28 protein-coding genes and 1 tRNA gene are annotated in these 25,291 nt (G+C 66.8%); 13 read left to right on the top strand and 16 right to left on the bottom strand.

Translation table 11 applies throughout. The annotated features are described in order from the left end of the window. Positions 1-18 precede the first annotated feature (18 nt). Genes ACZK08_RS01400 through ACZK08_RS01390 form a run of 3 tightly spaced genes read right to left on the bottom strand, consistent with a single transcriptional unit; the run spans position 19 to position 2,023 of the window. Positions 19-621: a response regulator transcription factor gene (locus ACZK08_RS01400; protein WP_053516542.1), complete on the bottom strand. Its 603-nt coding sequence runs from the start codon at positions 619-621 to the stop codon at positions 19-21. Beyond that, the gene (locus ACZK08_RS01395) at positions 618-1,841 is read right to left on the bottom strand and encodes a sensor histidine kinase (RefSeq protein WP_065182015.1); all 1,224 of its coding nucleotides are present in this window, start codon (positions 1,839-1,841) and stop codon (positions 618-620) included. The genes ACZK08_RS01400 and ACZK08_RS01395 overlap by 4 nt, the downstream gene beginning before the upstream one ends. Beyond that, positions 1,838-2,023 (bottom strand): hypothetical protein, encoded by a 186-nt coding sequence (locus ACZK08_RS01390; protein WP_065182016.1) that lies wholly within the window; start codon positions 2,021-2,023, stop codon positions 1,838-1,840. The genes ACZK08_RS01395 and ACZK08_RS01390 overlap by 4 nt, the downstream gene beginning before the upstream one ends. Before the next feature lie 201 nt (positions 2,024-2,224). On the opposite strand from ACZK08_RS01390, the gene ACZK08_RS01385 reads away from it, so the two are divergent. The 4 genes from ACZK08_RS01385 to ACZK08_RS01370 all read left to right on the top strand — a co-directional run bounded on the left by ACZK08_RS01385 (position 2,225) and on the right by ACZK08_RS01370 (position 6,788). Then, a complete protein-coding gene (locus ACZK08_RS01385) occupies positions 2,225-3,472 on the top strand; it encodes an efflux RND transporter periplasmic adaptor subunit (protein ID WP_065182017.1) in 1,248 nt (415 codons plus the stop codon). Positions 3,473-3,590: 118 nt separating this feature from the next. Next, positions 3,591-4,280 carry an ABC transporter ATP-binding protein gene (locus ACZK08_RS01380; protein WP_065182018.1) on the top strand — a complete coding sequence of 230 codons (690 nt, stop codon included), beginning with the start codon at positions 3,591-3,593 and terminating at the stop codon, positions 4,278-4,280. A 14-nt stretch (positions 4,281-4,294) separates the two neighbouring features. Further along, positions 4,295-5,452 carry an ABC transporter permease gene (locus ACZK08_RS01375; protein ID WP_053516548.1) on the top strand — a complete coding sequence of 386 codons (1,158 nt, stop codon included), beginning with the start codon at positions 4,295-4,297 and terminating at the stop codon, positions 5,450-5,452. Positions 5,453-5,465: 13 nt separating this feature from the next. Next, complete coding sequence (locus ACZK08_RS01370; RefSeq protein ID WP_065182019.1) at positions 5,466-6,788, top strand: ABC transporter permease; 1,323 nt, start codon at positions 5,466-5,468, stop codon at positions 6,786-6,788. A 72-nt stretch (positions 6,789-6,860) separates the two neighbouring features. Here ACZK08_RS01370 and rarD read toward each other — a convergent pair whose 3' ends face one another. Continuing rightward, complete coding sequence (rarD, locus tag ACZK08_RS01365; protein WP_053516550.1) at positions 6,861-7,760, bottom strand: EamA family transporter RarD; 900 nt, start codon at positions 7,758-7,760, stop codon at positions 6,861-6,863. Continuing rightward, positions 7,757-8,662 carry a drug/metabolite exporter YedA gene (yedA, locus tag ACZK08_RS01360; protein WP_053516552.1) on the bottom strand — a complete coding sequence of 302 codons (906 nt, stop codon included), beginning with the start codon at positions 8,660-8,662 and terminating at the stop codon, positions 7,757-7,759. The genes rarD and yedA overlap by 4 nt, the downstream gene beginning before the upstream one ends. 224 nt (positions 8,663-8,886) lie before the next feature. Here yedA and ACZK08_RS01355 point away from each other — a divergent pair, with 224 nt between their 5' ends. Both ACZK08_RS01355 and ACZK08_RS01350 read left to right on the top strand, forming a co-directional pair. Further along, positions 8,887-10,221: an MFS transporter gene (locus tag ACZK08_RS01355; protein WP_065182020.1), complete on the top strand. Its 1,335-nt coding sequence runs from the start codon at positions 8,887-8,889 to the stop codon at positions 10,219-10,221. A 13-nt stretch (positions 10,222-10,234) separates the two neighbouring features. Further along, positions 10,235-10,585: a hypothetical protein gene (locus ACZK08_RS01350; RefSeq protein ID WP_231107765.1), complete on the top strand. Its 351-nt coding sequence runs from the start codon at positions 10,235-10,237 to the stop codon at positions 10,583-10,585. Positions 10,586-10,588: 3 nt separating this feature from the next. On the opposite strand, the gene ACZK08_RS01345 is transcribed toward ACZK08_RS01350, so the two are convergent. The 4 genes from ACZK08_RS01345 to ACZK08_RS01330 form a co-directional block, all read right to left on the bottom strand. Beyond that, positions 10,589-12,241: a M28 family metallopeptidase gene (locus ACZK08_RS01345; protein ID WP_065182021.1), complete on the bottom strand. Its 1,653-nt coding sequence runs from the start codon at positions 12,239-12,241 to the stop codon at positions 10,589-10,591. Positions 12,242-12,322: 81 nt separating this feature from the next. Continuing rightward, positions 12,323-13,255 (bottom strand): MBL fold metallo-hydrolase, encoded by a 933-nt coding sequence (locus ACZK08_RS01340; protein ID WP_065182022.1) that lies wholly within the window; start codon positions 13,253-13,255, stop codon positions 12,323-12,325. 102 nt (positions 13,256-13,357) lie between these two features. Then, positions 13,358-13,648 (bottom strand): hypothetical protein, encoded by a 291-nt coding sequence (locus tag ACZK08_RS01335; protein WP_065182023.1) that lies wholly within the window; start codon positions 13,646-13,648, stop codon positions 13,358-13,360. 128 nt (positions 13,649-13,776) lie between these two features. Continuing rightward, positions 13,777-15,072 (bottom strand): tryptophan--tRNA ligase, encoded by a 1,296-nt coding sequence (locus ACZK08_RS01330; RefSeq protein ID WP_065182024.1) that lies wholly within the window; start codon positions 15,070-15,072, stop codon positions 13,777-13,779. Between the two features lie 108 nt (positions 15,073-15,180). Here ACZK08_RS01330 and ACZK08_RS01325 point away from each other — a divergent pair, with 108 nt between their 5' ends. Then, positions 15,181-15,990 (top strand): hypothetical protein, encoded by an 810-nt coding sequence (locus ACZK08_RS01325; protein ID WP_065182025.1) that lies wholly within the window; start codon positions 15,181-15,183, stop codon positions 15,988-15,990. A gap of 72 nt (positions 15,991-16,062) precedes the next feature. Here the strand turns inward: ACZK08_RS01325 and ACZK08_RS01320 are convergent, their stop codons facing one another. From ACZK08_RS01320 to rocF, 3 genes are all read right to left on the bottom strand, one after another. Continuing rightward, entirely contained in the window at positions 16,063-16,284 is a 222-nt protein-coding gene (locus tag ACZK08_RS01320) for a CsbD family protein (RefSeq protein WP_019661831.1), read from the bottom strand. A 214-nt stretch (positions 16,285-16,498) separates the two neighbouring features. Next, positions 16,499-16,636 carry an entericidin A/B family lipoprotein gene (locus ACZK08_RS01315; protein ID WP_053520147.1) on the bottom strand — a complete coding sequence of 46 codons (138 nt, stop codon included), beginning with the start codon at positions 16,634-16,636 and terminating at the stop codon, positions 16,499-16,501. A 158-nt stretch (positions 16,637-16,794) separates the two neighbouring features. Next, positions 16,795-17,715: an arginase gene (gene rocF / locus ACZK08_RS01310; RefSeq protein WP_053520148.1), complete on the bottom strand. Its 921-nt coding sequence runs from the start codon at positions 17,713-17,715 to the stop codon at positions 16,795-16,797. 789 nt (positions 17,716-18,504) lie between these two features. On the opposite strand from rocF, the gene ACZK08_RS01305 reads away from it, so the two are divergent. From ACZK08_RS01305 to ACZK08_RS01290, 4 genes are all read left to right on the top strand, one after another. Next, complete coding sequence (locus ACZK08_RS01305) at positions 18,505-18,906, top strand: hypothetical protein (RefSeq protein ID WP_065182026.1); 402 nt, start codon at positions 18,505-18,507, stop codon at positions 18,904-18,906. A 609-nt stretch (positions 18,907-19,515) separates the two neighbouring features. Beyond that, positions 19,516-19,857 (top strand): hypothetical protein, encoded by a 342-nt coding sequence (locus ACZK08_RS01300; RefSeq protein ID WP_155761027.1) that lies wholly within the window; start codon positions 19,516-19,518, stop codon positions 19,855-19,857. Between the two features lie 84 nt (positions 19,858-19,941). Beyond that, positions 19,942-20,439: a hypothetical protein gene (locus ACZK08_RS01295; protein ID WP_155761028.1), complete on the top strand. Its 498-nt coding sequence runs from the start codon at positions 19,942-19,944 to the stop codon at positions 20,437-20,439. A gap of 333 nt (positions 20,440-20,772) precedes the next feature. Further along, entirely contained in the window at positions 20,773-21,123 is a 351-nt protein-coding gene (locus ACZK08_RS01290) for a RidA family protein (protein WP_155761029.1), read from the top strand. A gap of 332 nt (positions 21,124-21,455) precedes the next feature. On the opposite strand, the gene ACZK08_RS01285 is transcribed toward ACZK08_RS01290, so the two are convergent. The 4 genes from ACZK08_RS01285 to birA all read right to left on the bottom strand — a co-directional run bounded on the left by ACZK08_RS01285 (position 21,456) and on the right by birA (position 24,105). After that, positions 21,456-21,531: transfer RNA gene (locus tag ACZK08_RS01285), tRNA-Thr, on the bottom strand. A gap of 40 nt (positions 21,532-21,571) precedes the next feature. Next, positions 21,572-22,399, bottom strand: coding sequence for an SPOR domain-containing protein (locus ACZK08_RS01280; protein WP_065182027.1), 828 nt, complete (start codon positions 22,397-22,399; stop codon positions 21,572-21,574). Positions 22,400-22,408: 9 nt separating this feature from the next. After that, positions 22,409-23,140, bottom strand: coding sequence for a type III pantothenate kinase (locus ACZK08_RS01275; RefSeq protein ID WP_065182028.1), 732 nt, complete (start codon positions 23,138-23,140; stop codon positions 22,409-22,411). Then, on the bottom strand, positions 23,137-24,105 hold the full coding sequence (gene birA / locus ACZK08_RS01270) for a bifunctional biotin--[acetyl-CoA-carboxylase] ligase/biotin operon repressor BirA (protein ID WP_065182029.1): 969 nt from the start codon (positions 24,103-24,105) through the stop codon (positions 23,137-23,139). The genes ACZK08_RS01275 and birA overlap by 4 nt, the downstream gene beginning before the upstream one ends. Before the next feature lie 142 nt (positions 24,106-24,247). Between birA and ACZK08_RS01265 the strand changes: the two genes are divergently transcribed. Both ACZK08_RS01265 and ACZK08_RS01260 read left to right on the top strand, forming a co-directional pair. Continuing rightward, complete coding sequence (locus ACZK08_RS01265) at positions 24,248-24,526, top strand: hypothetical protein (RefSeq protein WP_053520154.1); 279 nt, start codon at positions 24,248-24,250, stop codon at positions 24,524-24,526. Then, complete coding sequence (locus ACZK08_RS01260; RefSeq protein ID WP_196768744.1) at positions 24,493-25,281, top strand: M90 family metallopeptidase; 789 nt, start codon at positions 24,493-24,495, stop codon at positions 25,279-25,281. The genes ACZK08_RS01265 and ACZK08_RS01260 overlap by 34 nt, the downstream gene beginning before the upstream one ends. Positions 25,282-25,291: the final 10 nt, after the last annotated feature.

The following is a 25,291-nucleotide window of genomic DNA, read 5'->3' as shown; positions in this document are numbered from 1 at the left end:
AAGGGTCGAGCCACTCCGCTACAGCCAGCCCTTCTGCCGTGCCAGCCGGTACGCCTCGATCCGGTTGGCCACGCCCAGCTTGCCGATGCACTCGGACAGGTAGTTGCGCACCGTGCCGTGCGACAACCCCAGCTGCTCGGCGATTTCGCTGGCAGTCCGTCCTTCGCCCGCCAGGCGCAGCACGCGCCGCTCGCGGTCGGTCAGCGGGTCCGCCTGTGACCAGGCATCGAGTGCCAGCTGTGGGTCGATCGCACGCACGCCCTGCTTCACCTTGCGCAGTGCATCGGCCAGGTTCTCCGCTGGCGCGTCCTTGAGCAGATAGCCGAGCACGCCTGCGTCCAGCGCGCGGCGCAGGAAACCGGCGCGCGCGAAGGTGGTCACGATCACCACCTTGATGGGCAGTTCGTGGCGTGCGATGCGCTGGGCCAGTTCCAGCCCTGACAGACCGGGCATCTCGATATCGGTCACCAGGATGTCCGGCTTCAGCTGCTGCAGCATGCGCCAGGCGGCCTCGCCATCGGCGGCGCTGCCCAGCACCTCGATGTCCGCCTCCAGACTGAGCAATGCGGACAGTGCGCCGCGCACCATGGCCTGGTCTTCCGCCAGCAGGATGCGGATCATGCCGCGCCATCCTGCGCCACCGGCGCGGGTGCAGCGGGCGGCAACGGGACAGTGGCCGCCGACAGCGGCACGCGCACGCTCAGCACCGTGCCCTCGCCGCGCGGAGACTGCACGGTGACATCCCCGCCCAGCGCCGCAGTGCGCTCACGCATGCCGCTCAGTCCATTGCCCTCGGCCTGCATGCCACCCCGGCCATCATCGCGGATCTGCATCACCAGTACTTTTCCTTCCTTCATGAAGTCCACCCGCGCCTGTGTCGCCTGCGCATGGCGGGCAATATTCGTCGCGGCCTCCCGCAGGACCAGCGCCAGGCCACGCTCCACCTCCACCGGCATCGGCGGCGGCGGCGCGTACTGCAGATGCACCTGCTGGCACTCCAGCAGCAGCCGCGCCGAGGCCAGCTCCCCGGCCAGGTCGCTGGCCCGGATGCCGGTGACCGCACTGCGCACCTGCGCCAGCGCTTCGCGGGCGATGGCCTCGGCCTCGCCAATCTCCTGCCGCGCGCGCGCGTCGCCGCGATCGTGCAGTTTGCGTGCCAGCTCCAGTTTCAGGGTGATCAGCGACAGCGTGTGGCCCAGCAGGTCGTGCAGGTCGCGACCGATCCGCTCACGCTCGGCGGTCGCCGCCAGGCGACGTACTTCCTCCTGCGACAGCTGCAGGGCCGCCTCCTTCTCCTGGTTGAGCGCCTCGACATTGACGACCAGGCCGACGATGTACGACACCGCCGGAATCCACACCAGGCTCTGCCAGGGATACTCGAACGCGAGCGCGACCACGCAGAACACGATGTTCAGACCGGTCAACTGCAGCAGGTACCGCCACCAGCCGCCACGCCCGCTGACCCGCATCAGTACGCAGCCGAACACGAAGTAGGTCAGCCCGGACGGATACCAGGGCAGCAGGACCAGGGCCATTGCAATCAGACCCAGCGCATAACGGGTTGCGTGGTGGCGGGGCGACACCAGCACCTTGGCGTACAGCAGCAGGAACAGCGGGTAGCTGGCCAGGGTCAGCAGCAGCCAGCGCAGGGTGAACCCATGGCCCAGCAGCGGGGTCAGGACGATCCACACCGACCACAGCAGATGGATCGCCTCGCTCCAGGGCGACTTGCCGCGCCGCAGCGTGTCGGCGACCGCCGAGTCCGGCGCAGGGCGCAGCAGGGAGGCCAGCCAGCTCGATGACACGGGAGGGTCCAGGCGGGAACGATCGCTGCCGATCATGCCAGTTCAGCCGATCCTGCGCAGGCGCGGGCGCGCCAGCACGGCCCTGCCGGTCGCGTGCGCTGCCCTCCGCCAGGCCTGCGCAGGCGCAACAGCCCGCTGATCGCGGTACTCTTGCCGGCGCCGTTACGGCGCACCTGCACCTGCTGCAGGCCAGCCAGCGACGGGGCGATCGGAGCCATGGGCGGTACCGGTAGCGGGGACGTTGCCATCCTGCGCCCCCTTGGTCACGTTTCGCAGTTGCCACCGTCAAGGTCATCGGATGACAGCTGTCACTGCCGCCATCCCCGTGCCTGCCGTCATGCTGTGCCGCACGCTCCACTGCCGGAACCGCCGCTGTCGCCCTTCCGGTCACACCCGCCCGAACGCCTGTGATGGAACGAATGAACGCTTCTGCCGAGCTGTTGAAGGAACTCCGTATCGAACGCAAGTCACCGCCGCCTGCCTCTGGTGGTGGTGGCAGCGGGCGCCGCTGGCTGTGGATTGCCGTGATCGCGGTGATCCTGCTCCTGGCCGCAGGCGCCTTCGCGCTGTTCGGCCGCACACCGGCCGTGCAGGTGGAAACCGCACCGGCGGTCGCCATCCAGCAGGGCAGCGCCAGCAGCTCGGTCCTCGATGCCAGTGGTTATGTCGTCGCCCGGCGCATGGCTACGGTGTCGGCCAAGATCACCGGCAAGGTGCGCGAGGTGATGATCGAAGAAGGCATGCGCGTGGAGGCGGGACAGATCATGGCCACCCTCGACCCGATCGATGCCGATGCGCAGCGCAGTCTGTATGCCTCGCAGCTGCAGGCCGCACGCAGCCAGGTGGCCGGACTGGAGGCACAGCAGAGGCAGGCGGCGGCAGAGGCCAGCCGGCTGCAGGCGCTGGTCGGGCAGCAGCTGGTCTCGCGCTCGCAGTACGACCAGGCCGTGGCCCAGCGCGACAGCCTGCGCGCGCAGCTGGAAACCGCACAGCGCAACGTGAAGGTGGCCAACGACCAGCTGGCGATCGCCGACCTTGGGGTGGACAACAACATCGTGCGTGCGCCGTTCTCCGGCGTGGTCACGGCCAAGGCGGCACAGCCGGGCGAGATCGTCTCGCCGCTGTCGGCCGGTGGTGGCTTCACCCGCACAGGCATCGGCACCATCGTCGACATGGATTCGCTGGAGATCGAGGTCGAGGTCGGCGAAGCCTTCATCGGCCGCGTGCAACCGAAGATGCCGGTGGAAGCCATCCTCAATGCCTATCCGGAATGGAAGATTCCGGCCGAGGTGATCGCCATCATCCCCACCGCCGACCGGGGCAAGGCGACGGTGAAGGTGCGCGTGGCCCTGAAGCTGAAGGACCCGCGCATCGTGCCGGAGATGGGCGTGCGGGTCAGCTTCCTGGAACAGGCAGCGCCGCAGGCTGAAGCCAAGCCGCAGGGCGTGCGTGTGCCGGCAGGCGCGGTGGTCGAGCGCGAGGGTGCATCGGTGGCCTTCGTGCTCGGCGACGAGAACCGCGTGCAGCAGCGCACGGTCCAGGCTGGCCAGGCCATGGGCAAGGATCGCCAGCTGCTCAAGGGTGTGAATGCCGGCGAGCTGGTGGTGGTCAACCCGCCGGACACCCTGCGCGATGGCACCCGGGTCCAGCAGAAGCAAACGCAGTAGCGGCACGGCGCCTTCCGGGGCGCCGCCAGCGGCACCGTTCGACAACGACACCGTTCCACGCATGCCCGGCCGGCAGCCGGGGTGCGTCACCGTTTCCCGCCTACGTGGAGAACCACCCATGTCGACCCTGGTTTCACTGCGCAACATCACCAAGACCTACCAGCGCGGCCCCGAGAAGGTGCAGGTGCTGCACGGCATCGACCTGGACATCGCCCGCGGCGACTTCGTCGCGTTGATGGGGCCGTCCGGTTCAGGCAAGACCACCCTGCTCAATCTGATCGGTGGCCTGGACAATCCCAGCGGCGGCGAGATCAGCATCGAAGGCGAGCGCATCGATCAGATGAGCGGTGGCCAGCTGTCGACCTGGCGCAGCCACCACGTTGGCTTCGTGTTCCAGTTCTACAACCTGATGCCGATGCTGACCGCGCAGAAGAACGTCGAACTGCCGCTGCTGCTGACCCATCTCAATGCCGCGCAGCGCCGCCGCAACGCCGAGATCGCGCTGACCCTGGTCGGCCTGGCCGACCGCCGCAACCATCGTCCCAACGAGCTGTCCGGCGGCCAGCAGCAGCGCGTGGCGATCGCCCGTGCGATCGTCTCCGACCCGACCTTCCTGATCTGCGACGAACCCACCGGCGATCTCGACCGCCAGTCCGCCGAGGAGATCCTGAGCCTGCTGCAGCAGCTCAACCGCGAACACGGCAAGACCATCATCATGGTCACCCATGACCCGAAGGCCGCCGAGTACGCCACGCACACGGTGCACCTGGACAAGGGCGAGCTGGCCGACGCGCCGCTGGCCCACTGACGGAGGCCACAGCGATGAAATACTTCTCTCTGGTCTGGGCGCAGCTGTTCCGCAGCCGCACCCGGACCCTGCTGACCCTGCTGTCGGTGGTGGCCGCGTTCCTCCTGTTCGGCATGCTCGACTCGGTGCGCGTGGCATTCACCTCCGGTGGCAGTGTGGAAGGGGCCAACCGCCTGGTGGTGGCCTCGCGCCTGTCGATCACCCAGTCGCTGCCCATCCGCCTGGAAACGCAGATCCGCCAGGTGGCGGGCGTGCGCGACGTGGCCTATGGCATGTGGTTCGGCGGCATCTACCAGGATCCGAAGAACTTCTTCCCGAACTTCTCGGTATCGCCCAACTACTTCGACGTCTACCGCGAACTGCAGATCGACCCGGCGCAGCTGGAAGACTGGAAGAACACCCGCACCGGTGCGATCGTCGGCGAGACCTTGGCCAAGCAGTTCGGCTGGAAAGTCGGCGATACCATCCCGCTGCAGGCGACGATCTTCCCGCGCGGCGGCAGCAACGACTGGCCGCTGGAACTGAAGGGCATCTTCCGTTCCAAGGATCCGGCGCAGGCCTCCAACGAAGAGCGCCAGCTGATGATGAACTGGAAATACTTCGATGAGTCCAACGACTACATCAAGAACCAGGTCAGCTGGTACACGGTGACGCTCGACAACCCCGACCATTCTTCGCGGGTGGCACAGGCCATCGATGCGATTTCCGCCAACTCCGACCACGAAACCAAGACCCAGACCGAATCGGCGTTCCAGCAGGCCTTCGTCAAGCAGTTTGCCGACATCGGCATGATCGTCACCTCGATCATGGGCGCGGTGTTCTTCACCCTGCTGCTGCTGACCGGCAACACCATGGCGCAGGCCGTACGCGAGCGCGTGCCGGAGCTGGCCACGCTGAAGACACTGGGCTTCAAGGACAGCACGGTGCTGATACTGGTGATGATCGAATCGGTGCTGCTGATCGGTCTCGGTGGCCTGATCGGCATGGGCCTGGCGGCACTGATCCTGCCCGCCATCGGCCCGAAGAGCATGGGCCTGCTGCCGCCGCACATCCCCACCCCGACCTGGCTGATGGGCTTGGGCCTGATCGTGGTGATCGGCGCGGTCGTCGGCCTGCTGCCGGCGCTGCGCGCCAAGCGCCTGAAGATCGTCGACGCACTGGCCGGCCGCTGAGGAGGACACCGACATGTTCAAGAACAAGCTCAAGAAGTGGTTCGGCAACACGGTGACCGTGCTGGCGCTGGCAATCGGCCTGGCGGTATGGATCGGCCTGCCGTGGGTGGGCGTGCTTGCCGTGGCGGTGCTGGTCGGGCTGTGGCTGGCGCTGACCCGCAGCGGGCGGCTGGCCCTGGCCGCCACCCGCATCGGCGTCGCCAGCCTGCCGCAGCGCTGGGGGGCATCCTCGGTGATCGTGGTCGGCATCGCCGGCGTGGTCGGGGTGCTGGTGGCGATGCTGGCGATGGGCGAAGGCTTCCAGGCCACGCTCAGCAACACCGGCGATGACACCACCGCCATCGTGCTGCGCGGTGGTTCGCAGGCGGAAACCAATTCGGTCATCACCCGCGAGCAGGTACCGACCCTGTCCACCCTGCCCGGCATCAGCCGCGATGCACAGGGACGGCCGCTGCTGTCGCCTGAACTCTCGCAGGTGGTCAACCTGGTCTCCAAATCGGACGGTACCGACGTCAACGCGCAGTTCAGGGGCGTTGGGCCGCAGGCGTGGGCGGTGCATGACAAGGTCAAGATCATCGAAGGCCGCAAGTTCGCCACCGGCCTGCGCGAGATCGTGGTCGGCCAGGGCGCCAAGGGCCAGTTCCGCGACATGGAGGTCGGCAGGACGCTCACCCTGGGCAACCAGACCTGGACGGTGGTCGGTGTGTTCGCCACCGGTGATGCGCATGACTCCGAACTGTGGACCGACGCCGATACCCTGGCCACCACGTACCAGCGCAGTGCCTGGCAGTCGATCAGCGTGCGCACTGAGGGCAAGCCCGGCTTCGATCAGTTCAAGGCCGCCGTCGCCGCCGATCCGCGCCTGAAGCTGGACGTGGAAACCACCCGTGCGTACTACAGCAAGCAGGGCGGCGGCCTGACCAAGCTGATCGACATCCTCGGCAAGGTGATCGGTACGATCATGGCGGTGGGCGCGGTGTTCGGCGCGCTCAACACCATGTATGCCGCCGTGGCCACGCGTGCGCGCGAAATCGCCACCATGCGCGCGATTGGTTTCCGCGGCCTGCCGGTGGTGACTGCGGTGATGCTGGAAACGATGCTGCTGGCCCTGCTCGGCGGCCTGCTGGGCTGCACGGTGGCATGGCTGCTGTTCAATGGCTACAGCGTGTCCACCATCGGCAGCAACTTCAGCGCGGTGGTGTTCAAGTTCCACGTATCGCCGGAACTGCTGTGGACGGGGCTGAAGTGGGCGCTGGGCATCGGCCTGGTCGGTGGCCTGTTCCCGGCGCTGCGCGCCGCCCGCCTGCCGATCACCACGGCACTGCGCGAAACCTGATGCGTGCGCCGCCAGCGGAGGCGGCGCGGACGCGGGACGGGGCCGGTGCTCCGTCCCGCGTTGCTTTCCGGCTCAGCGCTTTGCCGCCCGCATCGTGCGCAGGTTGTCACCGATGAACAGCAGCAGCCCGGCCCAGATCGCTGCGAAACCGACGGCCTTGGCCATGTCGAACGATTCGTGGAAGAAGAACACGCCGAGCAGCAGCTGCAGGCTCGGTGCGATGTACTGCAGGATACCCACCAGCGACAGCGCGATGCGCTTCACACCGTAGGCGAAACCGATCAGCGGCACGGCGGTGACCACGCCGCCGAAGATCAGCAGCAGATCGTTGCGCAGGCCCCAGCCGCTGAAGAATCCGCCACCGTGGCCATTCTCGGCCCAGACCGCGAACGCCAGCGCAGGCAGGAACAGATACAGGCTTTCCACGCCCAGCCCGGCTACGGGATCGACCGAGACCAGCTTGCGCAGCAGGCCGTACAGGCCGAACGAACAGGCCAGGCCCAGCGCGATCCACGGCGGCGTGCCAGCGTCGAGAGTCAGCCAGGCCACGCCCACCGCCGCCATGCCCACCGCCACCCACTGCAGCCGGCGCAGGCGTTCCTTCAGCACCAGCACCCCCAGCAGCACGTTCACCAGCGGGTTGATGAAGTAGCCCAGGCTGGTCTCGATCACGTGGCCGGCATTGACGGCCCAGATGTACAGGCCCCAATTGAACGCGATGGTCAGGCTCGACACCGCCAGGATCGGCAGCGCGCGCGGCTGGGCGGCGATCTTCCGCCACCAGCCCAGTTTCGCACTGAGCAGCAGCCAGGCCACCACCAGCACCGTGCTCCAGATGATGCGATGGGCGATGATCTGGAACGACGGCACTTCATTGAGCAGGTGCCAGTACACCGGCACCAGTCCCCACAGCACGAAGGTGGATGCGGTGACCAGCAGGCCCCGGCGTTGTTCTGTCTCGTCGATGCTCATCGCTTGCGCGTCCTTGCCATTGTCAGTACCACCACGCCCAGCAGAATCACCACCATCGCCAGCACGTCGCGCCAGCCGAAGCGTTCGCTGTTGAGGGCTGCGCCCAGCAGCACCGCGATCACCGGGTTGACGTAGGCGTAGCTGCCGGCCAGCGCCGGGCGTACGTTCTGCAGCAGCCACACGTAGGCCGTGAACGCGACGATCGAACCGAACACGCACAGATAGGCCATGGCCAGCAGGCCACCGGTATCGGGCAGTGTGGTGGGCCGCTCACCCACCGCCAGCCCGATCAGCACCAGCAGCACGCCGCCGCAGATCATCTGCCCGGCGGCCGTCATGAACGGGCCAGGCAGGTCCAGGCCGCGCGCCCACACCGAGCCGAAGGCCCAGCCGATCGGTGCGATCAGCAGCAGCACCAGCCCGGTGGGCGTCGCCGTCAGGCTGCTGCCCGCATTCAGCCAGACAACGCCGAGGAAGCCGATGGCGATGCCCAGCCATTCGCCACGGCTAGCGTGCTGGCCGCGCAGCGCCGAGAACAGCGCCATCCACAGGGGCACCGATGCCACCGCCGTGGCCGCCAGGCCGGACGACACATCGCGTTCGGCCAGCACCACCATGCCGTTGCCCAGCACCAGCATGGTCACCCCCATGAGCACCAGGCTGCGCCACTGCCGCAACGTCGGCTTCGGCATTTTCCAGAACAGGCGCAGCGCCAGGTACATCAGGCCCCCGGCGATGATGAAGCGGCTGCCGGAGACCATCGTCAGCGGCAGCGCACCGCCGTGCAGGGCCTTGGCGATGCCGAGATAGGTCGAGCCCCAGACCACGTAGACCAGCAGCAGCGCCAACACGACAAGGCCGCCCCGGGGGGCAGCCGCAGACGGAACAGGGGGAGCCGACATGACGCACCAAGGGACCGGGGGAAGGCGGATTCTAGGACGTTTTGAGTATGGTCCGGCACCCCGCAAGGTGGCACGCTGTCGTCCATCCATGCACCCTGTCCTGGCCTGCCACCCCGCGTTGACGGGTCATGCAGTACCAAGAAGGCTGCCCGGCTGCGCCACCACATGGTCGGACGCTGTATTTTCCGCGCACGGACGCTATCGCATCGAGGATCCCCGCCCAGATGAGCACCACGCCCCACCCCGCTGTTCCCGCGACCGACGGCGCCGCATTGCGCCGCTCGATCTCCAATACCCTCAAAGGCTCCGCCGGCAACCTGGTGGAGTGGTATGACGTCTACGTGTACTCGGTGTTCGCCGTGTACTTCGAGTCGCAGTTCTTCTCGCCGGAAGACAAGAACTCCACGATGTACGTCTGGGCGATCTTCGCCGCGACCTTCCTGATGCGCCCGATCGGTGCCTGGTTCTTCGGCCGCTTCGCCGACCGCCATGGCCGTCGCCTGGCCCTGACCGTATCGGTCACGCTGATGGCGTTCTGCTCCTTCATCATCGCCATCACCCCCACTGCCGCCAGCATCGGCATCTGGGCGGCGATCATCCTGCTGTTCGCGCGCCTGCTGCAGGGCTTCGCCACCGGTGGCGAGTACGGCGCGAGCGCCACCTACATGTCCGAGGCCGCCATTCCGGGCCGTCGTGGCTTCCTGTCCTCCTTCCACTACGTCACCCTGGTCGGCGGCCATGTGCTGGCCCAGCTGACCCTGTTCCTGATGCTGAACTTCTGGGGCAAGCCGGAGATCTCCGAGTTCGGCTGGCGCATCGCCTTCGGCATCGGTGGCATCGCCGCGGTCGTGGTGTTCTGGCTGCGCCGTGGCATGGATGAGTCGCTGGAAGAATCCTCGATCGAGGCCGCGCGCGAAGGCAAGGCCAAGAAGTCCGGTTCGATGTACGAACTGTTCGTGCACCAGTGGCGCCCGCTGCTGCTGTGCTTCCTGATCACCGCCGGCGGCACCATTGCCTTCTACACCTACTCGGTGAACGGCCCGAAGATGATCCAGAGCGCCTTCGCAGGCGACGACCCGATGACCGGCACCCTGATCAACCTGGGCGTGCTGGCCTTCCTGATGGTGCTGCAGCCGGTCGGCGGCTGGCTGTCGGACATCATCGGGCGCAAGAGCCTGCTGGTGTTCTTCGGCGTGGGCGGCGTGCTGTACAGCTGGTACCTGATCACGCAGCTGCCGCACCAGCACGATGCCACCCTCGCCTTCCTCACCCTGGCGCTGGGCTTCGTCATCCTCACCGGCTACACCTCGATCAACGCCGTGGTGAAGGCCGAACTGTTCCCGACCCACGTTCGGGCACTGGGCGTGGGCCTGGGCTACGCGCTGGCCAACTCGCTGTTCGGCGGTACGGCCCCGCTGCTGTACCAGGGCGCGCTGAAGACCGGCCACGTGGACTGGTTCGCCATCTATGTCACCGCCACCATCGCGGTATCGTTGGTGGTCTATGTGTTCTTCCTCACCAACAAGGGCCCGAACTGGCTCGACGGCACCCGCAAGTAAGGATGCCGTGCTGATGGCAGCCACCGGTGCAATGCCGGTGGCTGCCGCATCTCCCGCTACGCCCCTGATGTGGGCCGCCCTGCTGCTGGCGGTGGCAACCACGCTGGGCTGGCTGCTGCGACGCCCGGGCGCGCAGGCGCGCTGGCCACGCACCGGCTTCGGCATCGCCCTTCTGGTCTTCGCCAGCGCGCTGGCAGTGCAGCTGGCAGTGGACCTGGGCAGCGGTCACAGCTCGCTGCGGATGAACCTGCTCGGCCGCTTCAGCGGCCTGCGCACGGTCAGCCTCGGCACCATGATCACCTGCTACCTGGCGGCATTGGCCGCCAGTGCATGGGGTGCCTGGACGCTGCTGCGCAGGCGCTAGCCGTCAGCGGCGTGCCGCCTCGCTCTTGTCGCGGGCAGCGCGGAACTCGGAGTCCTTCTCCCAGGTCGGCCAGCGCCGGCTGTTGGCCAGCTCCGCGCCCAGGTCGTAGACCAGCAGCGTATCGGCGGCATGACCGCTGGGATCCCAGCCCGGCGTCCACGCGTCGCAGGCCTGGTGATAGCAGTCGGCGAAGTACTTCTCGCGCAGCGCGCGCCCTGCTTCCACGCCTCCGTCCAGCTTGTCCAGGCCCGGGCCGATGGTGATCGCCGGTACACCCAGCCGGGCGAAGGCGAAATGGTCGGCGCGGTAGAAGAAACCGGCCTCCAGGTTGGGGTCCGGGCTGTAGCTGCGGCCGCGTGCCTTGGCCACCCGCTCCAGGTCGCCTTCCAGCGATACCCGGCCCTTGCCCCACGAAGCGATGTCACGGGTCGGCCCGTCCGGGCTGAACATCTCGATGTTCAGTACGGCAGCGGTCTTGTCCAGCGGCGCCAGCGGATGCGCAGCGTAGTAGCTGGCCCCCAGCAATCCCTTTTCTTCAGCCGTCAGCGCCACGAAGTAGAGCGTGCGCTGCGGCTGCGGGCCGGCCGCGAACACCCGGCCCAGTTCCAGCACGGTGGCTACGCCGGTGGCGTTGTCGATGGCGCCACGGCGCACGCGGTCGCCCTTCGCATCGGGCTGGCCGATGCCGAAAGCGTCCCAGTGCGCCGAGAAGATCACCGCTTCATCGCCGTGCTCGCCGCCCGGCAGCTTGGCCACGACGTTGCGGGTCACCACCTGCTCGCGCTTGAGGGCGAAATCGACGCTCAGCCGCGCGTTGTCCAGGGCCACCGGACGGAAGTCGGCACGCATCGCCTTGCGCTTCTCCGCCTCGAAATCGAGGCCGGCGTCGGCGAAGATCGCCTCGGCCAGCTCGCGCTGCATCCAGCCGCGCAGCGGTGTGTGCTGGGCCATCGCCTCGGCCTGGCTGCGCTCGATATCGAACAACGGCGAGGTACCCGAGCTCTTCACCGTCGCCCAGCCATAGGCCGCAGGTGCGGTCTCGTGCACGATCAGCACACCTTCGGCGCCGCGGCGCGCAGCCTCCTCGAACTTGTAGGTCCAGCGGCCGTAGTAGGTCACTGCCTTGCCATCGAACGCGCCGGGAGCGTCGGCCTCGAAATCGGCATCATTGATCAGCATCACGGCAATCTTGCCGTGCAGGTCAATGTCCTTGTAGTCGTTCCAATGGCGTTCCGGTGCGTCGATGCCATAGCCCACGAACACCAGCGGTGCATCCTTGATCTGCACCCGGGCGCGCGGCTGCAGGCTCTGCAGGGTCACATCCACGCCATTGACCAGGGCGCGGCGGCCCTGCTTCAACGCCAGGCTGGCCGTGGCCGCACCCTCCAGCTGCGCACGCACCAGCGGCACCGGCTGCACCCAGCTGCCGTCCACGCCGCCGGGTTGCAGGCCATAGCTGCGGAACTGTTCGATCAGGTACTGCACGGTGCGCTCTTCGCCTTCGCTGGCCGGAGCGCGGCCCTCGAATTCGTCCGACGCCAGTACACGCACGTGGCGCGACAGCGCCTGCGGGTCGATACCGCCGCCGGGAAGGTCATTGGCCGCCTGGGCCAGGCCACCCACGAACAGGCAGGACGACAGCAGCAACACGCGCATCGGGTTCACGGCAATACCACGGCAGGATGGGAAGTCACCAGAGTGTAACGTGACAGCAGTGCCGGCCGCAGTCCCGCTCCGTCAGCGGCGCTCGCGATCCAGCCAGCAGGCCAGTCCCTGCGCGTTGAGCTCGATGTCCATGGCCAGCACGGCCACCACCGCTGCGTCATCCAGCACACAGCCATGCTGCTGCGCGCGCTCCAGGTACAGGGCCTGCAGCGCCGCCAGCAGGCAGCGATGGCGGTCGGGCCGCTCGTCGCACTGGCGGCCGATCGCCGCCATCGCATCGATCTGCTCGAACAGGTCGCCGGCCAGCCGCTGCACCTGCTCCACGCGGCCATAGTGGGTGAGGTACATCGACTGCGGATCGTAGTCGAGCATGCGCTGGATCGACGCCTTCATCGCTTCGGGATCGAACTGCACGGGCGAAGAGGTCGGAAAGATGAAGGCGCCCTGCGCGCTGTCCAGTTCGCGGTAGGAGATACCGAAGGTATCGCCGGTGAACCAGCTGCGGCTGCGCGCATCCCATACGCAGTAGTGATGCAGTGCGTGGCCGGGCGTATGCAGCAGGAGCAGTTCGCGTCCGGCAAGATCGAGGCGATGGCCATCCTCGGCCACCACGACGCGGTACTCGGGAATCGCCTCGATGCGGCCATAGCTGCGTGCGATCTCCTCCGCGCCGTAGACCGCGGTGGCGCCGGCGATCAGCCGGGTCGGATCGATCATGTGCGGCGCACCGCGCGGATGCAGCACGGCCCGGGCATTGGGCAGCTGCTGCATCAACAGGCCCGCACCGCCGGCATGGTCCAGATGCACATGGGTGAGCAGAAGCCAGTCCACCGCGTCGGGCTGCAGGCCGGCATCGGACAGCGCCCGCAGCATCGCCGGCACGGACAGGCCGGTGCCACAGTCCACGAAGGCGCCCCGCCCGTTCTCGACGATCAGGTAGGCCGCATCGAAGTCGGGACGTTGGAAGCCGGTATCGATGGTGTGGATGCTGGGGTCGGCGATCATCGGCACGCACCTGGCGGAATCGGAATCAGGCGTCCATGGTAGGCGTGCAGGCAGGACCGGTTCGATGCGGCTTTGGTCGGAGGCACGCGCTCTGCCCCGGGACTACAACCATCGCGGTCGCAGCAGCAGTGCCAGCACCAGCACCGCCAGGAACGCACCGTAGGCATAGAGCACCGCCAGCACCTGCGGCCAGATCGGCCCCGCGTCGGTCTGCACCAGGCCCAGGTGGTGGCCCCACAGCATCGCCACGATGCTCAGAACAAAGGCCAGCAGCAGCACCAGGCCATCGAACAGGCGCCGCCGCGACGTGCGCGGCTGGCGCGGGAACAGCCAGTACAGGCTGCCCAGCACGACGAACCAGGGCAGGAAAAGCAGCAGCGACAACCACGCCATCGCAGACTCCTTCCATAGCGCCGGGCCCGATGCCCGGCTCCACATCCATCGGTAGCGCCGGGCCATGCCCGGCGGGGTGCATCAGGTAGAGCCGCCGGGCATGGGCCCGGCGTTACAGCATCGTCCGCTCAGGCATCTTCGCGCAGCGCGGCCAGTGCCGCCAGGACCGCGTCAACCTCCGCCTCCAGCTTGAACAGCTCGCTCTGCAGCGCATCACCCTGCTCGGCCTGCTTGATCACGGCGATCAGCTGGCCGGCATCGCGCGGCGAATCAAAACCAATGCTCTGCATCAGCAGCGTGCCGTCGCCGGCGGTCAGCTTGAAGTAGAAGCGACCATCCTTCTCGCGGTACTGCTTGAACTGCGGCGGCGCCACGCGGGCAGCGCCGGCATCCTCGCTGGCGATGTCGCCGGCGGTGGACAGGTCGCGCAACCCCACGGCGTGCCGCAGCTCATCCAGCAGCGGCATCGCGAACGTCTCGCGCAGCTGCTGGCCACGGCGCTTCAGCAGCGCCTCGATCTTTTCCGGCTCGGCCATCAGTGTGTTGTAACGCTCGCGCAGCGGTGACAGCTCACCGTCGATGCGCTCGAACAACTGCTGCTTGGCATCGCCCCAGCTGATGCCCTCGGCGAATGCCCGGGCGAAAGCAGCGGTCTGCTCCGGGGTAGCGAAGGCCTGGTACATCTGGAACAGCGCCGAACCCTCGGTGTCCTTGGGCTCACCCGGTGCGCGCGAGTCGGTCAGGATCGAGAACACCAGCTTCTTCAGCTCCTCGCGCGGCGCGAACAGCGGAATGGTGTTGTGGTAGCTCTTGCTCATCTTGCGGCCGTCGAGGCCGGCCAGCGTGGCCACCTGCTCATCGATCACCACCTCCGGCAGCGGGAAGTATTCCCTGCCGTAGACGTGATTGAAGCGCTGGGCGAAGTCGCGGGCCATCTCGATGTGCTGGATCTGGTCACGACCGACCGGCACCTGGTTGGCCTTGAAGATCAGGATGTCGGCAGCCATCAGCACCGGGTACATGAACAGCCCGGCGCTGACGCCGGCATCCTCGTCCAGGCCTTCCTCGCGGTTCTTGTCCACCGCTGCCTTGTAGGCATGGGCACGATTGAGGATGCCCTTGCTGGCGATCGCGGTCAGGAACCACATCAGTTCGGTGGTTTCGCGGATGTCGCTCTGGCGGTAGAACCAGACGTGTTCCGGATCCAGGCCACAGGCCAGCCAGCTGGCTGCGATCTCCAGGGTCGCGCGCTGGGTGCGCTGCGGATCCTGCGCCTTGATCAGGCTGTGCAGGTCGGCCAGGAAGAAGAAGCTCTCGATCCCCGGGGTGCGGCTGGCCGCGATGGCCGGACGGATGGCGCCAACGTAGTTGCCCAGATGGGGGGTGCCGGAGGGGGTGATGCCGGTAAGGACTCGGGTCGTCATGACTGCGTGGGGAAACCTTCGATGAACGGAACCAGTTTACCGTGCCCACGGCCAACCCCGTCAGGGCCTGCGGGTCGTTCATTCACCCGAGCCCACCGGAGTTCCCACATGAAACGCCTGCTGCCCCTGCTGCTGATCCTGCCCCTGGCCGGCTTCCGCCCGGTTCCGCCGCCACCGCCGATGCCGCAGGACGGCCCTGTGCGGATGACCCTGATCGACCGCGACCGCGGCACCGAACTGCGCAGCCATGCAGCCGATGGACAGCGCTGGGTGGCGGGCGAGCGCGGCCATCGCTATGCGGTACGCCTGTACAACGACAGCCCGCGGCGGGTGCTGGTGGTGCTCTCGGTGGATGGCATCAATGCCATCTCCGGCGAAGATGCCGACCCGTCGCAGACCGGCTATGTGCTCAACCCCGGCCAGCGCGCCGACATCACCGGCTGGCGCAAGAGCCAGGATGAAGTGGCGCAGTTCGTCTTCAGCAGCCCCAGTGGCAGCTATGCCAGCCGTACCGGCCGTGCGGACAACATCGGGGTGATCGGCGCGGCGGTGTTCGAGGAGGCCCGTCGCTGGCCGCTCCGACCGGAGCCGCTGCTGCGCCGTGGCGCCCCGGCGCCGGCCGCTGCGGAATCCGCTGCGGAATCCGCTGCGGACGCCAGCGCCAGCCGCATGGACGGCTACTCAGCGCGGTCGCAGGCACCGTCGCTGGGCACCGGTCACGGCGCGCGCGAACGCTCCTCGGTGCGTGATACCGCATTCGAACGGGCCAGCCGCACGCCGGCGCAGGTCGTGCAGCTGCGTTACGACAGCGCACGCGCGCTGCGCGCACGCGGCATCGTGCTCGACCCGCCCTCGCGCCTGCCGCGCGAGCCGCAGGCGTTTCCGAACCGCTACGTGCCGGATCCGCCGACACGTTGAGTCCCTGACAGCACGACGCCCGCACCAGAGGGTGCGGGCGTCGACGTGGGGGAACCGCTTACCGCCGGCTGCTTACTTGTAGTCCGGGTAGTCCTTGCGCACGCTGTCTTCGAAGTCACGGACTTCCTTCTCGGCGCGGTCCTTGGCCCAGCCATACCGTTCCTGCAGGCGGCCGGCCAGATATTCGGCATTGCCCTCGGCCACATCGAAATCGTCGTTGGTCAGATCGCCCCACTTGGCCTGGGCCTTGCCCTTCAGCTGCGACCACTTGCCGGAAATGATGTCTTTGTTCATTGCTGGGAATCCTTGGTTGCAACGGCGTTCTTACCGTGACTGCAGCTTCCCGCATCCGCTGTTGAAAGGCGGTCAACCGCTCATGAAACACATGCTCACGTGCTTGAATGGTTCACTCCATCGCCACACGCGATGGCGACTACGCGGCCATACACACGCACGAAAAAAAGGCCGGGAAGATCCCGGCCTTTTTCTGTTCCACACCGCGTCGGGCTTAGTTGCCCTTGGCGGCATCCTCGACCTTTTCACCGGCCTTCTGCACGTCCTTGCCGGCACCGGCAACGGTGTTGCAGCCGGCCAGCATGGCCACCGAGAACATCGACAACAGCATCAGGGCAACTACGCGCTTCATGGGCTTCTCCTTGGGTTCGCCGCTTCACCGCTACAACGCGGATGGGGTTCTGTCGCTCGGCAGGCAGGGCCGAAGCCACCGCCGCCGCGTGAGGTGCAATCTGGCGGCTGCGGCGTGCAGCGGGCGTGAACGGATCGGCGATCCGTTCAGGGATGCCCTCAATCGCGCATCAGCGTGGATTTGCCGAACAGGCTTTCCACCAGGTCCACGGCCAGTTCGGCGGTGGCGTTCTGCTTGTCCAGCAGCGGATTGAGCTCGACGATATCCAGCGACCCCATGCGCCCGCTGTCGGCGATCATTTCCATCACCAGCTGCGCTTCGCGGTAGTTCACCCCGCCCGGCACCGTGGTGCCGACGCCGGGTGCAATGCTCGGGTCGAGGAAGTCGACATCGAAGCTGACATGCAGATGGGTGCTGTCATCGATTCCGGCCAGCGCGGCCTCCACGGTGCGCTTCATACCGTTCTCGTCGATGTAGCGCATGTCGTAGACATCGACCTTGTGGGTCTTGATCAGGCGCTTCTCTTCCGGGTCCACCGAGCGGATGCCGATCTGGTGCACCTGGGCGGGCGTGATTGCCGGCGCACTGCCGCCCAGACGGGTCAGTGCCTCCGGCCCCAGCCCGCACAGGCAGGCCACCGGCATGCCGTGGATGTTGCCCGACGGCGTGACATCACTGGTATTGAAGTCCGAGTGTGCATCCAGCCACAGCACGCGCAGGGTCTTGCCCTGCTCGCGGCACCAGCGGGCCACCGCGGTGATCGAGCCGATGCCCAGGCAATGGTCGCCCCCGAGCATGATCGGCATGCGCCCGGCCTGCAGCTCGGCATAGCTGGCCTCCATCAGTGCATGGTTCCAGGCCACCACCTCGTCCAGATGGCGGTAGCCTTCAACCGGCGCGGTCCACGGGTTGCGCGGGCCATCCAGGTTGCCCAGGTCGCGCACGTCCACGCCGCGCGCCGCCAGCGCCTCCGGCAGGCCCGCCACGCGCAGCGCTTCCGGCCCCAGCCGCGCGCCCCGATGGCCGGCACCGACATCGGTGGGGACGCCGATCAACGAGACGGAAATGGGATGGGCCATGGGTGCCTCCTGCAACGGAAAAAGAAGCACAGTCTAGCCAGAGCTGTGTGACACGACTCGCGGCGGTGCAGCAGGGCAGATGCGGTCAGCGGTGGCGGAACACCGCACGGCAACGCAGTGTCGGAATCGGCACGGCTGGGCGCGTATGGGCGATGTAGCCAGCCCGCACGTGAGCGACGGGCCATGACGACGCATGCGCAGATGGCAGGGCCGCCCGGGCCGGGCGGATGGCAGCACTGAGGCGTCTACGCCAGTGCCGATCCTTCAGCACCATCAGGATCGGCGCTGCGCTTGCCGGCGATTGCCGTTAGCATCGTGACTGCCGTCGTCTGCCGCACCGGTTAAGCCAGCTTTACTTCGCGTATGTCGCGTCCATTGCCGCGCGTGGGATCACTGGAATTCCGCCCTTGCAAAGGCCTCGCGCAGGATGTCGCTTTTGCCTTTACATCGCGCGAAACAGGTCAAAAGCGATAATTCATTTTTTTTTTCGAATCGCACGAAGTCATTGGAAAGAATGACTGGCGGGCGGTGTTTGCGCGTGCGCATGATGAATCGCCACCGACAACGGGTGGCCGGGACTTCCAAGCCCGTGTGATTGAAGCTGTATACGCTTTGTCAGTCGGCGCCACCTGTCTCGGGGTGGCGCCGGCTGGCAATCCGTCTGCCGATCTACGGCGGGCGGTGCGTGGGGGCCTTGTGCCCGCCGGCTCATCGATCTCCGGTCTTGGAAGCCACGCATCGTCCGCCACCCTCTGCGGGTGGCGCCTCTGTTCCGCATGAGGATGTCCCATGACCGCACCCCGCTACCCCTATCTGCTTGCCACCCTGGGCGATGCCGCCGAGCACCTGCCCCGCGAACTGGCCGAGCCTCTGGAAGCTGCGCTTTCCGCTGCCGTTGATCTGCCTGAGCCAATCACGCTGGTGGGCTGCCTGCAGCGCATCCGCAGCGGCGACGCCGCCGATGGTCAACCGTGGAAGGGCCCCGTGCCCAGCCCAGGCCAGGGCGTGACCCGTGCGCGTACCGACCGCGCCGCCGCCGGCCTGATCACGCTGCTGGAGGTATTCCACGCCGCCGAGCGCGTGCGTATGGATGGCGCCGAAAAGGACGACATCGGCGACGGCGCGCGCGAAGGCCTGCTGCTGGCCTGCCGGGGGCTGGCGGAGTATGTGGAGCTGCAGGCGCGGCTGTGAGAGTGCGCAGCTCACATGTTCAGCGCCGTGGATCGAACGAACTGTCACCCCAATGCCCGGTGGTTATTGGGATGGGCATGGGAAAAAGTAACATTGCTGGAATACAGGCCCACGTCGAGCACGCACCCATTCCTCCATTATCGACATAGGCCGACTGCAGCGCCCCATTCAATCTCCCCTCAGGCACACATAGAGAGGCCCGCCGCGCAAGCTGTCGGATTCTGCACGGAAACTGCACTGCAAGAGCGCTTGAGACCACCACGCAGGCGCCCTTGGAAGAGGCACTCGAATTTTGAGAACAGAGGGAAATTCTGACGGATTTGCCTGCTATCTGCGGCCGCCGACAAGTACGTGCCAGGCTGCCAGCTGTCCGGATACCCTCCTCACGGAATTTACGGCCGCACAACCGTAAGAGATGATGGGAATTCAGTCGCGCACATAAATTGAACAATGAGAATCGCATCTGGATATCTGCTTCTATGCATATCCATCCTGGCATGCATGCCAGCGTGCAGCCCTCCGAACAGAAAATTCAGCAATGACCACCTCAGGGAAAAATTGATCTCATCTGAACAAAAGACCATGGGTTCCGTGGGCACAGGCGAAGACATGACCGCTGACAATGACGCCACGATGGACTTTTTCAGCGATGAAGAATCACTGGACGCCGCCAAGAGATTCTATAGATACAACAAATACGCGCTTAAGGAAGTCCTTGGACAAATGCCGAAAGATTGGCGGACCGCCAATAGAAAAGACCAGAAAGCGTGGAACAGGTCGAAGAATGAGAAATGCGGCACTGTTGGCGGCGCGCGGTACAGATCAAAAACAATCCGTGAACGCACCGACACCCTCAACTGCCACTCAAGCGCCATCACGTGGAGAGCGGCTCGTCTTGTTCTGGAGGCTGACCGTTTCCACCGAGAAGGCCGGCAGCAAGGCCAACCATAGCGTCGACCGGACACGCCATTTCGCCAAATTTCATGCATAGACATTCCCCCCAACAATTCGCTCCGGCAACACACACGATCACTGATGAAAATCCATGCGATAGCTCGAACCTTCATTCTGGCGGGATCCTGCTTCAGTGCTGCTGACTTTGCCGATGCAACCCCGCTTGGAATAGGGAGAGAGGCGCAGGTCATCCTTGTCGATGGTATTCCGGCGATCTGCGTCCCAAGCAAGAGCAGAACTTCATTTGCAGTTGGCCGCGTGATGATCCATGAGAGCCGCGCACCAAGTGGAACCTGGGCTATTGAGCTGGCAGCGGGCGCCAAGCCCCTGACACTCATGCCGGGTGATTGCATGTCATACGGAAAGGTGCCGGATGGCTATATTCCAGTATCCACCCATGAAAGGGCGCTCAATCCAACGCTTTCACTGAACAGGCCGTATGTATTCAGTATGGATACCGCTCGCACGGTCGAGAGTGTTGTTCAGACCCGCTTTTATTCCACCGTGTTCTGCATCAAGACTGGAGGGAGCGGAGAGCTTGCAGTTCATAAGGGGCAGGCCTGCGTCGGCAATCATTGAAGCGGTGCGAAGCGGCAGGCGTCACCACATCGCGGGAGATCCTGCGTACCACCTAGCGCGTGCGTGTGGATGGCGCCGAGAAGGACGACATCGGCGACGGCGCGCGCGAAGGCCTGCTGCTGGCCTGCCGGGGGCTGGCGGAGTATGTGGAGCTGCAGTTGCACGCGGCATGAGCCGCGCCGCCACGCCCGCCGATTGTTTTGATTTGGCAAATAGTGATGGCGCTTTATAGGCGTTTATCCGGCCAATGCCGAGGACTACCTTGGGGCTCATCGATCCCCTTCTGGAGAATCCCATGAGCAAGCGCAATGCCGTTTTCCCGGCCGGCAGGACCTGTACACCTCGCAGACCTATTCGGCTGCGATCCAGTCGGGTGACCTGCTGTTCGTGTCCGGCCAGGTGGGCAGCCGCAGCGACGGGACACCCGAGCCCGACTTCGAGGCGCAGGTCCGCCTGGCCTTCGCAAACCTGGAGGCAACCCTGAAGGCCGGTGGTTGCGGGCTTGACGACATCGTCGACGTGACCACCTTCCATACGGACCCGCAGAACCAGTTCGGAACCGTCATGACCGTAAAGAGCGAGGTGTTTCCCGAGAAGCCCTATCCCAACTGGACGGCGGTAGGCGTCAACTGGCTTGCCGGATTCGACTTCGAGATCAAGGTGATCGCCCGCATTCCGGGCTGAGCGTGCCGCCTCCGGGAGATCGTGTGCGCGAGCGCGTGTCGCTCAGGCAGCGGTCGCGAAATCAGGACTCCGCTCGCCGGACAGCGCCCGATAGGGCACGTGCGATATCGCCCAGTGTCTTGGCAGTGAAGGCCGAATCGCCATTGCTTTCAACGATGCACGCATCGAGATAGGCGGCCATTTCTTCAGGCGTACGAAGATGCGTGGCCACGTCAAATGCTTCGAGTTCACTCTTCCTTTTGACAGCCCTGCGTATGCGACTCCGGCGCCTGACAAACGCGCTGCAATTCGCCACAGGAGAAAGAACGCTGCGGAAGCGAGCGACTGCGGGATGGTGCCGCTTATCCGAATCGAACGGATGACCTACTGTTTACAAGACAGTTGCTCTACCAACTGAGCTAAAGCGGCATGAGTGACGCACCGGCGGCAGCGCCGCAGTGGGGGGATTCTAGCGCAGTCGCGCGCATTCCAGCGACTGTTGCCGGGCGGCGCCGCTGCGCTGCTGCACCTGCGCAGGCTGTGCGGTGCCGGCCAGCTGCCCGTCCAGCCACCACTGGCCGGCATCGCCGCTGGCCACCAGGCGCGGCTGGAATCCGGCGGCCTGCACCGCAGCGATACGCCGCTCGGCGCCTTCGCGGTTGCGGTACTGGCCCAGCGCCACGGCGTTGGCGTCCTCACCCTGGCTGATGATGTAGTAGTCGCCCAGGCCCGCAGCGACGATGCGCTTGACCGTGGCCTGCGCCTCTTCGCGGCTGGCGGCGGCCGGCAGCAGCACGCGGTAGCGGGCGCTGCCGCTGGCGGCCGGCTGCTCGCGCAGGCGTGCCTGGCTGAGCAGCGTGCCGGCCCGGCCCTGCGCCGCGCTGGCGGCGGCACGATCGGCGAACGGACCCAACGCGATGCAGCGCGGCGGCTCGCTGGCGGCAGGCGCCTGCGCAACCACCGCTGCGACCGGCGCTGGCGTCGGGCTGGAGGTTGCCTCCGCAGCCGGCGCTTTGGCCGGTTCGGCTTGCGGCTTGGCCGGCGCGGCAGGGGCAGGAGTGGACGCCACGGCGGTCGCCGCTGCGGGGTCGCGCTCCACCAGTGCTGGCGCCGGTGCCTCCGACGATGCCTGCGCGGCCACCGCCGCATCGGTGCCGCCGGGCACCCAGCGCAGTTCCGCCACGCCGGCGGGCCGCGGTGGCGGCGCAGGCTTCTGCGGCGCATCGCGCAGCAGCCACCAGCAGGCAACGCCGAGGTTGAGGATGGCCAGAACGACGATCAGGGCACGGGTGAGCATGCGCGGATACTAGCCTGCAGGCTGGTGCACCGCCCAGCGGGCGAGGCCGTCCAGCACCAGCGAGGGGTGGTAGTCGGCGCCGTCCAGCAATGGCATCAGCGCGGGCGCGCCGCCACCGTGCACCAGCAGCGACGGCATCACACCCAGCAGTGCCTGCGCCTGCTGCGCACTGCGCTCGACCAGCGCCACCGCAGCACCATCGCAACCGGAGGCGAGTGCGTCGGCGGTGTCATTGGCAAACTCGCTGTAATCGCCGCCACTGGCGGGCAGCTGCACGGCGCGCGCATGCAGTGCTTCGCGCATGGTGGTGGGTGATGCGGCGATGCGGCCGCCGTGATGCTGGCCACTGGCATCGAGCAGGTCGATGGTAAGCGCCGTGCCCACGCCCACCACCAGCACCGGGCGCTGCGCCTTGGCGGCGGCCAGCAGGGCAAGGAAACGATCCACACCGAACTTCTCCGGGCGCGCGTAGGCGATGCGCACGCCTGCGCATTCGGCGCTGGTGCGCACCACATGCACGTGGTCGAAGCGCCGCTGCAGCTGGTCCAGCATGGCGCTGGTCAGCGAAGGTGCGGCCACGCTGGCGACGAACGCCGTCGCGCCGCTGGGCAGGCTGTGCGGCGGCTGCCCGGCCATGCCTTCGGCGCCATGCGCCCAGGCCTGTACGTCACCCGCGCGATCCCCCTGCAACGGCGCGAACTTGAAGCGCGAATTGCCGAGGTCGAACAACCAGTCGCTCATGCCGCCCTCACCGTGACTTCGCCGGCATGCAGGCGGCGCTCGCAGCCGTCGATGCTCACGCGCAGCGCGCCGTCATCGGCCAGGCCCAGTGCGGTGCCGTGCTGCCACTGCCCCTCCAGCTCGACGCGCACCTCGCGGCCGGCCAGCATGTCGAAGGCGGCGTAGCGCGGCAGGAACGGGGCCAGCCCTTCGCGATCGAATTCCTCCAGCGCCGGCAGCAGCCGTGCAAGCACGCCGGCGACGACGATGTTGCGGTCGACCGGCGCGCCGGCCAGTGTGTCCAGATCCACCCAGGGCTGGGTGATCTGCTCGGCGAACGAGGGCGGCATGTGCGTGTTGATGCCGATGCCAATCACCGCGCGGGCCGGACCGGCGTATTCGCCGCCGCCCTCGGCGAGCAGGCCGACCAGCTTGCGACGGCCATCGACGATCAGATCATTCGGCCACTTCAGCTGCGCCTGGGTGAAACCCAGATCGTGCAGCGCTTCGGCCACGGCGATGCCGGCAACCAGGCTCAGCCCCGCCAGCCGACCAAGGCCCCCGGAGAACAGGCGCAGTACCGACAGATAGACGTGGGCCGCCAGCGGCGAGGCCCAGGTGCGGCCGCGCCGCCCCCGTCCGCCGGTCTGGCGTTCGGCCAGCAGGACGCTGACCCCGCGCTGGGGCGCGCTGCACCGCAGCAATTCGGCATTGGTGGAATCCACCGTCCAGGCCACCTGCAGGTCATGCAGCAGGGACAGGGCATCGGCCGGCAGGGCGGCACGGATGGTCGCCGGGTCCAGCAGCTCGACCGGGCGGGTCAGGCCATAGCCTTCGCCGGCACGGCCCTCGATATCGACACCTGCGGCCCTAAGCCCTTGAATGCGCTTCCAAATTGCCGCCCGGGTCTGGCCCAGCTCACGGGCCAGGGCGTCGCCGGACAGGCGACCGGCAGCGAGTTTGGCCAGCAATTGGCGATCGTCCACGGCAGCTTCCACGAAGTCAGGACGGAATTATGCGGGAAAGCCGCCAGCGACGCCCGCCACGGGGCCGGCGGCGGGCTTCCAATCCGGTGCCGGGTTCGGGCTAGAATCGGGAACTCACCTTCCCTTAACGTGGATGTCGTCAATGCGCCGTTATGCCCATTGCCTGATCCTGCTGACGATGCCCTTCGCGGCGTCGGCCACAGCAGCACTGGATGACAGCCGCGGCGCCTGTGTGTCCTCCAACGGCGATGCCGCCTCGCAGCGCGCACCGACGGCATCGACCACCACGGCCAAGCCTGCTCCGGCACGCCCGGCGGCCAGCAGCGCCACCAGCACCGGCGGTGGCGGCAGCGATGAGGACATGCTGCAGCGGCTGCGTGCGCCGAAGTGGCACAGCTACCTGCCGGGAATGTTCCGCTGATCAAGTCGTTGCTGCAGTGGCTGCGGCCCGCACCGCGGCCGATCGACGACGCGTACTGGGATGAGGCCTGCCGCCGTGCGGCATGGCTGCAGGGGCTTTCCGACGAACGACGCGCCCGGCTGCGCACGCTGGCGGCGCGCTTCCTGCATGAGAAGACCATCACCCCGATCGGCAACCTGCAGCTGCAGGCCGCCGACGGCGTGCTGCTGGCGGCCCTGTGCTGCCTGCCACTGCTCGAGTTCGGCGAGGTGGGGCTGCAGGGCTGGTCGCAGCTGATCGTGTACCCCGACGCATTCCGCGTGCATCGCAGCCACATGGATGCGGCGGGCGTGCTGCACGAATGGGACGACGAGCTGATCGGCGAATCGTGGGACAGCGGGCCGTTGATCCTGTCCTGGGCCGACGTGCAGGCCGATCTGGCCGCACCGCACGAGGGCTACTGCGTGGCCGTGCACGAGATGGTGCACAAGCTCGATGCGCTCGATGGCGCGATGGACGGCACGCCGCCGCTGCCGCGTGCGTGGCAGCGTGAGTGGGCTGCTGTCTTCCAGCAGTCCTACGATGCGTTCTGCGCGCAGGTGGATGCCGGCCAGGAGACGCTGATCGACCCGTATGCCGCCGAAGCACCGGAGGAGTTCTTCGCGGTCGCCAGCGAGTACCACTTCTCCGCCCCGGACGTGCTGGCCGAAGCGCTGCCCGATGTTGCCGCACATCTGCGGCGCTTCTATGGTGAACCGCCGGCGCGGGGTGGCTGAGCCATGTCAT

It is taken from the genome of Stenotrophomonas sp. 112478_Sma (assembly GCF_056479905.1).
Note: the sequence above shows the minus strand (reverse complement) of the source record. Positions and strands in the feature narration are given on the sequence as shown.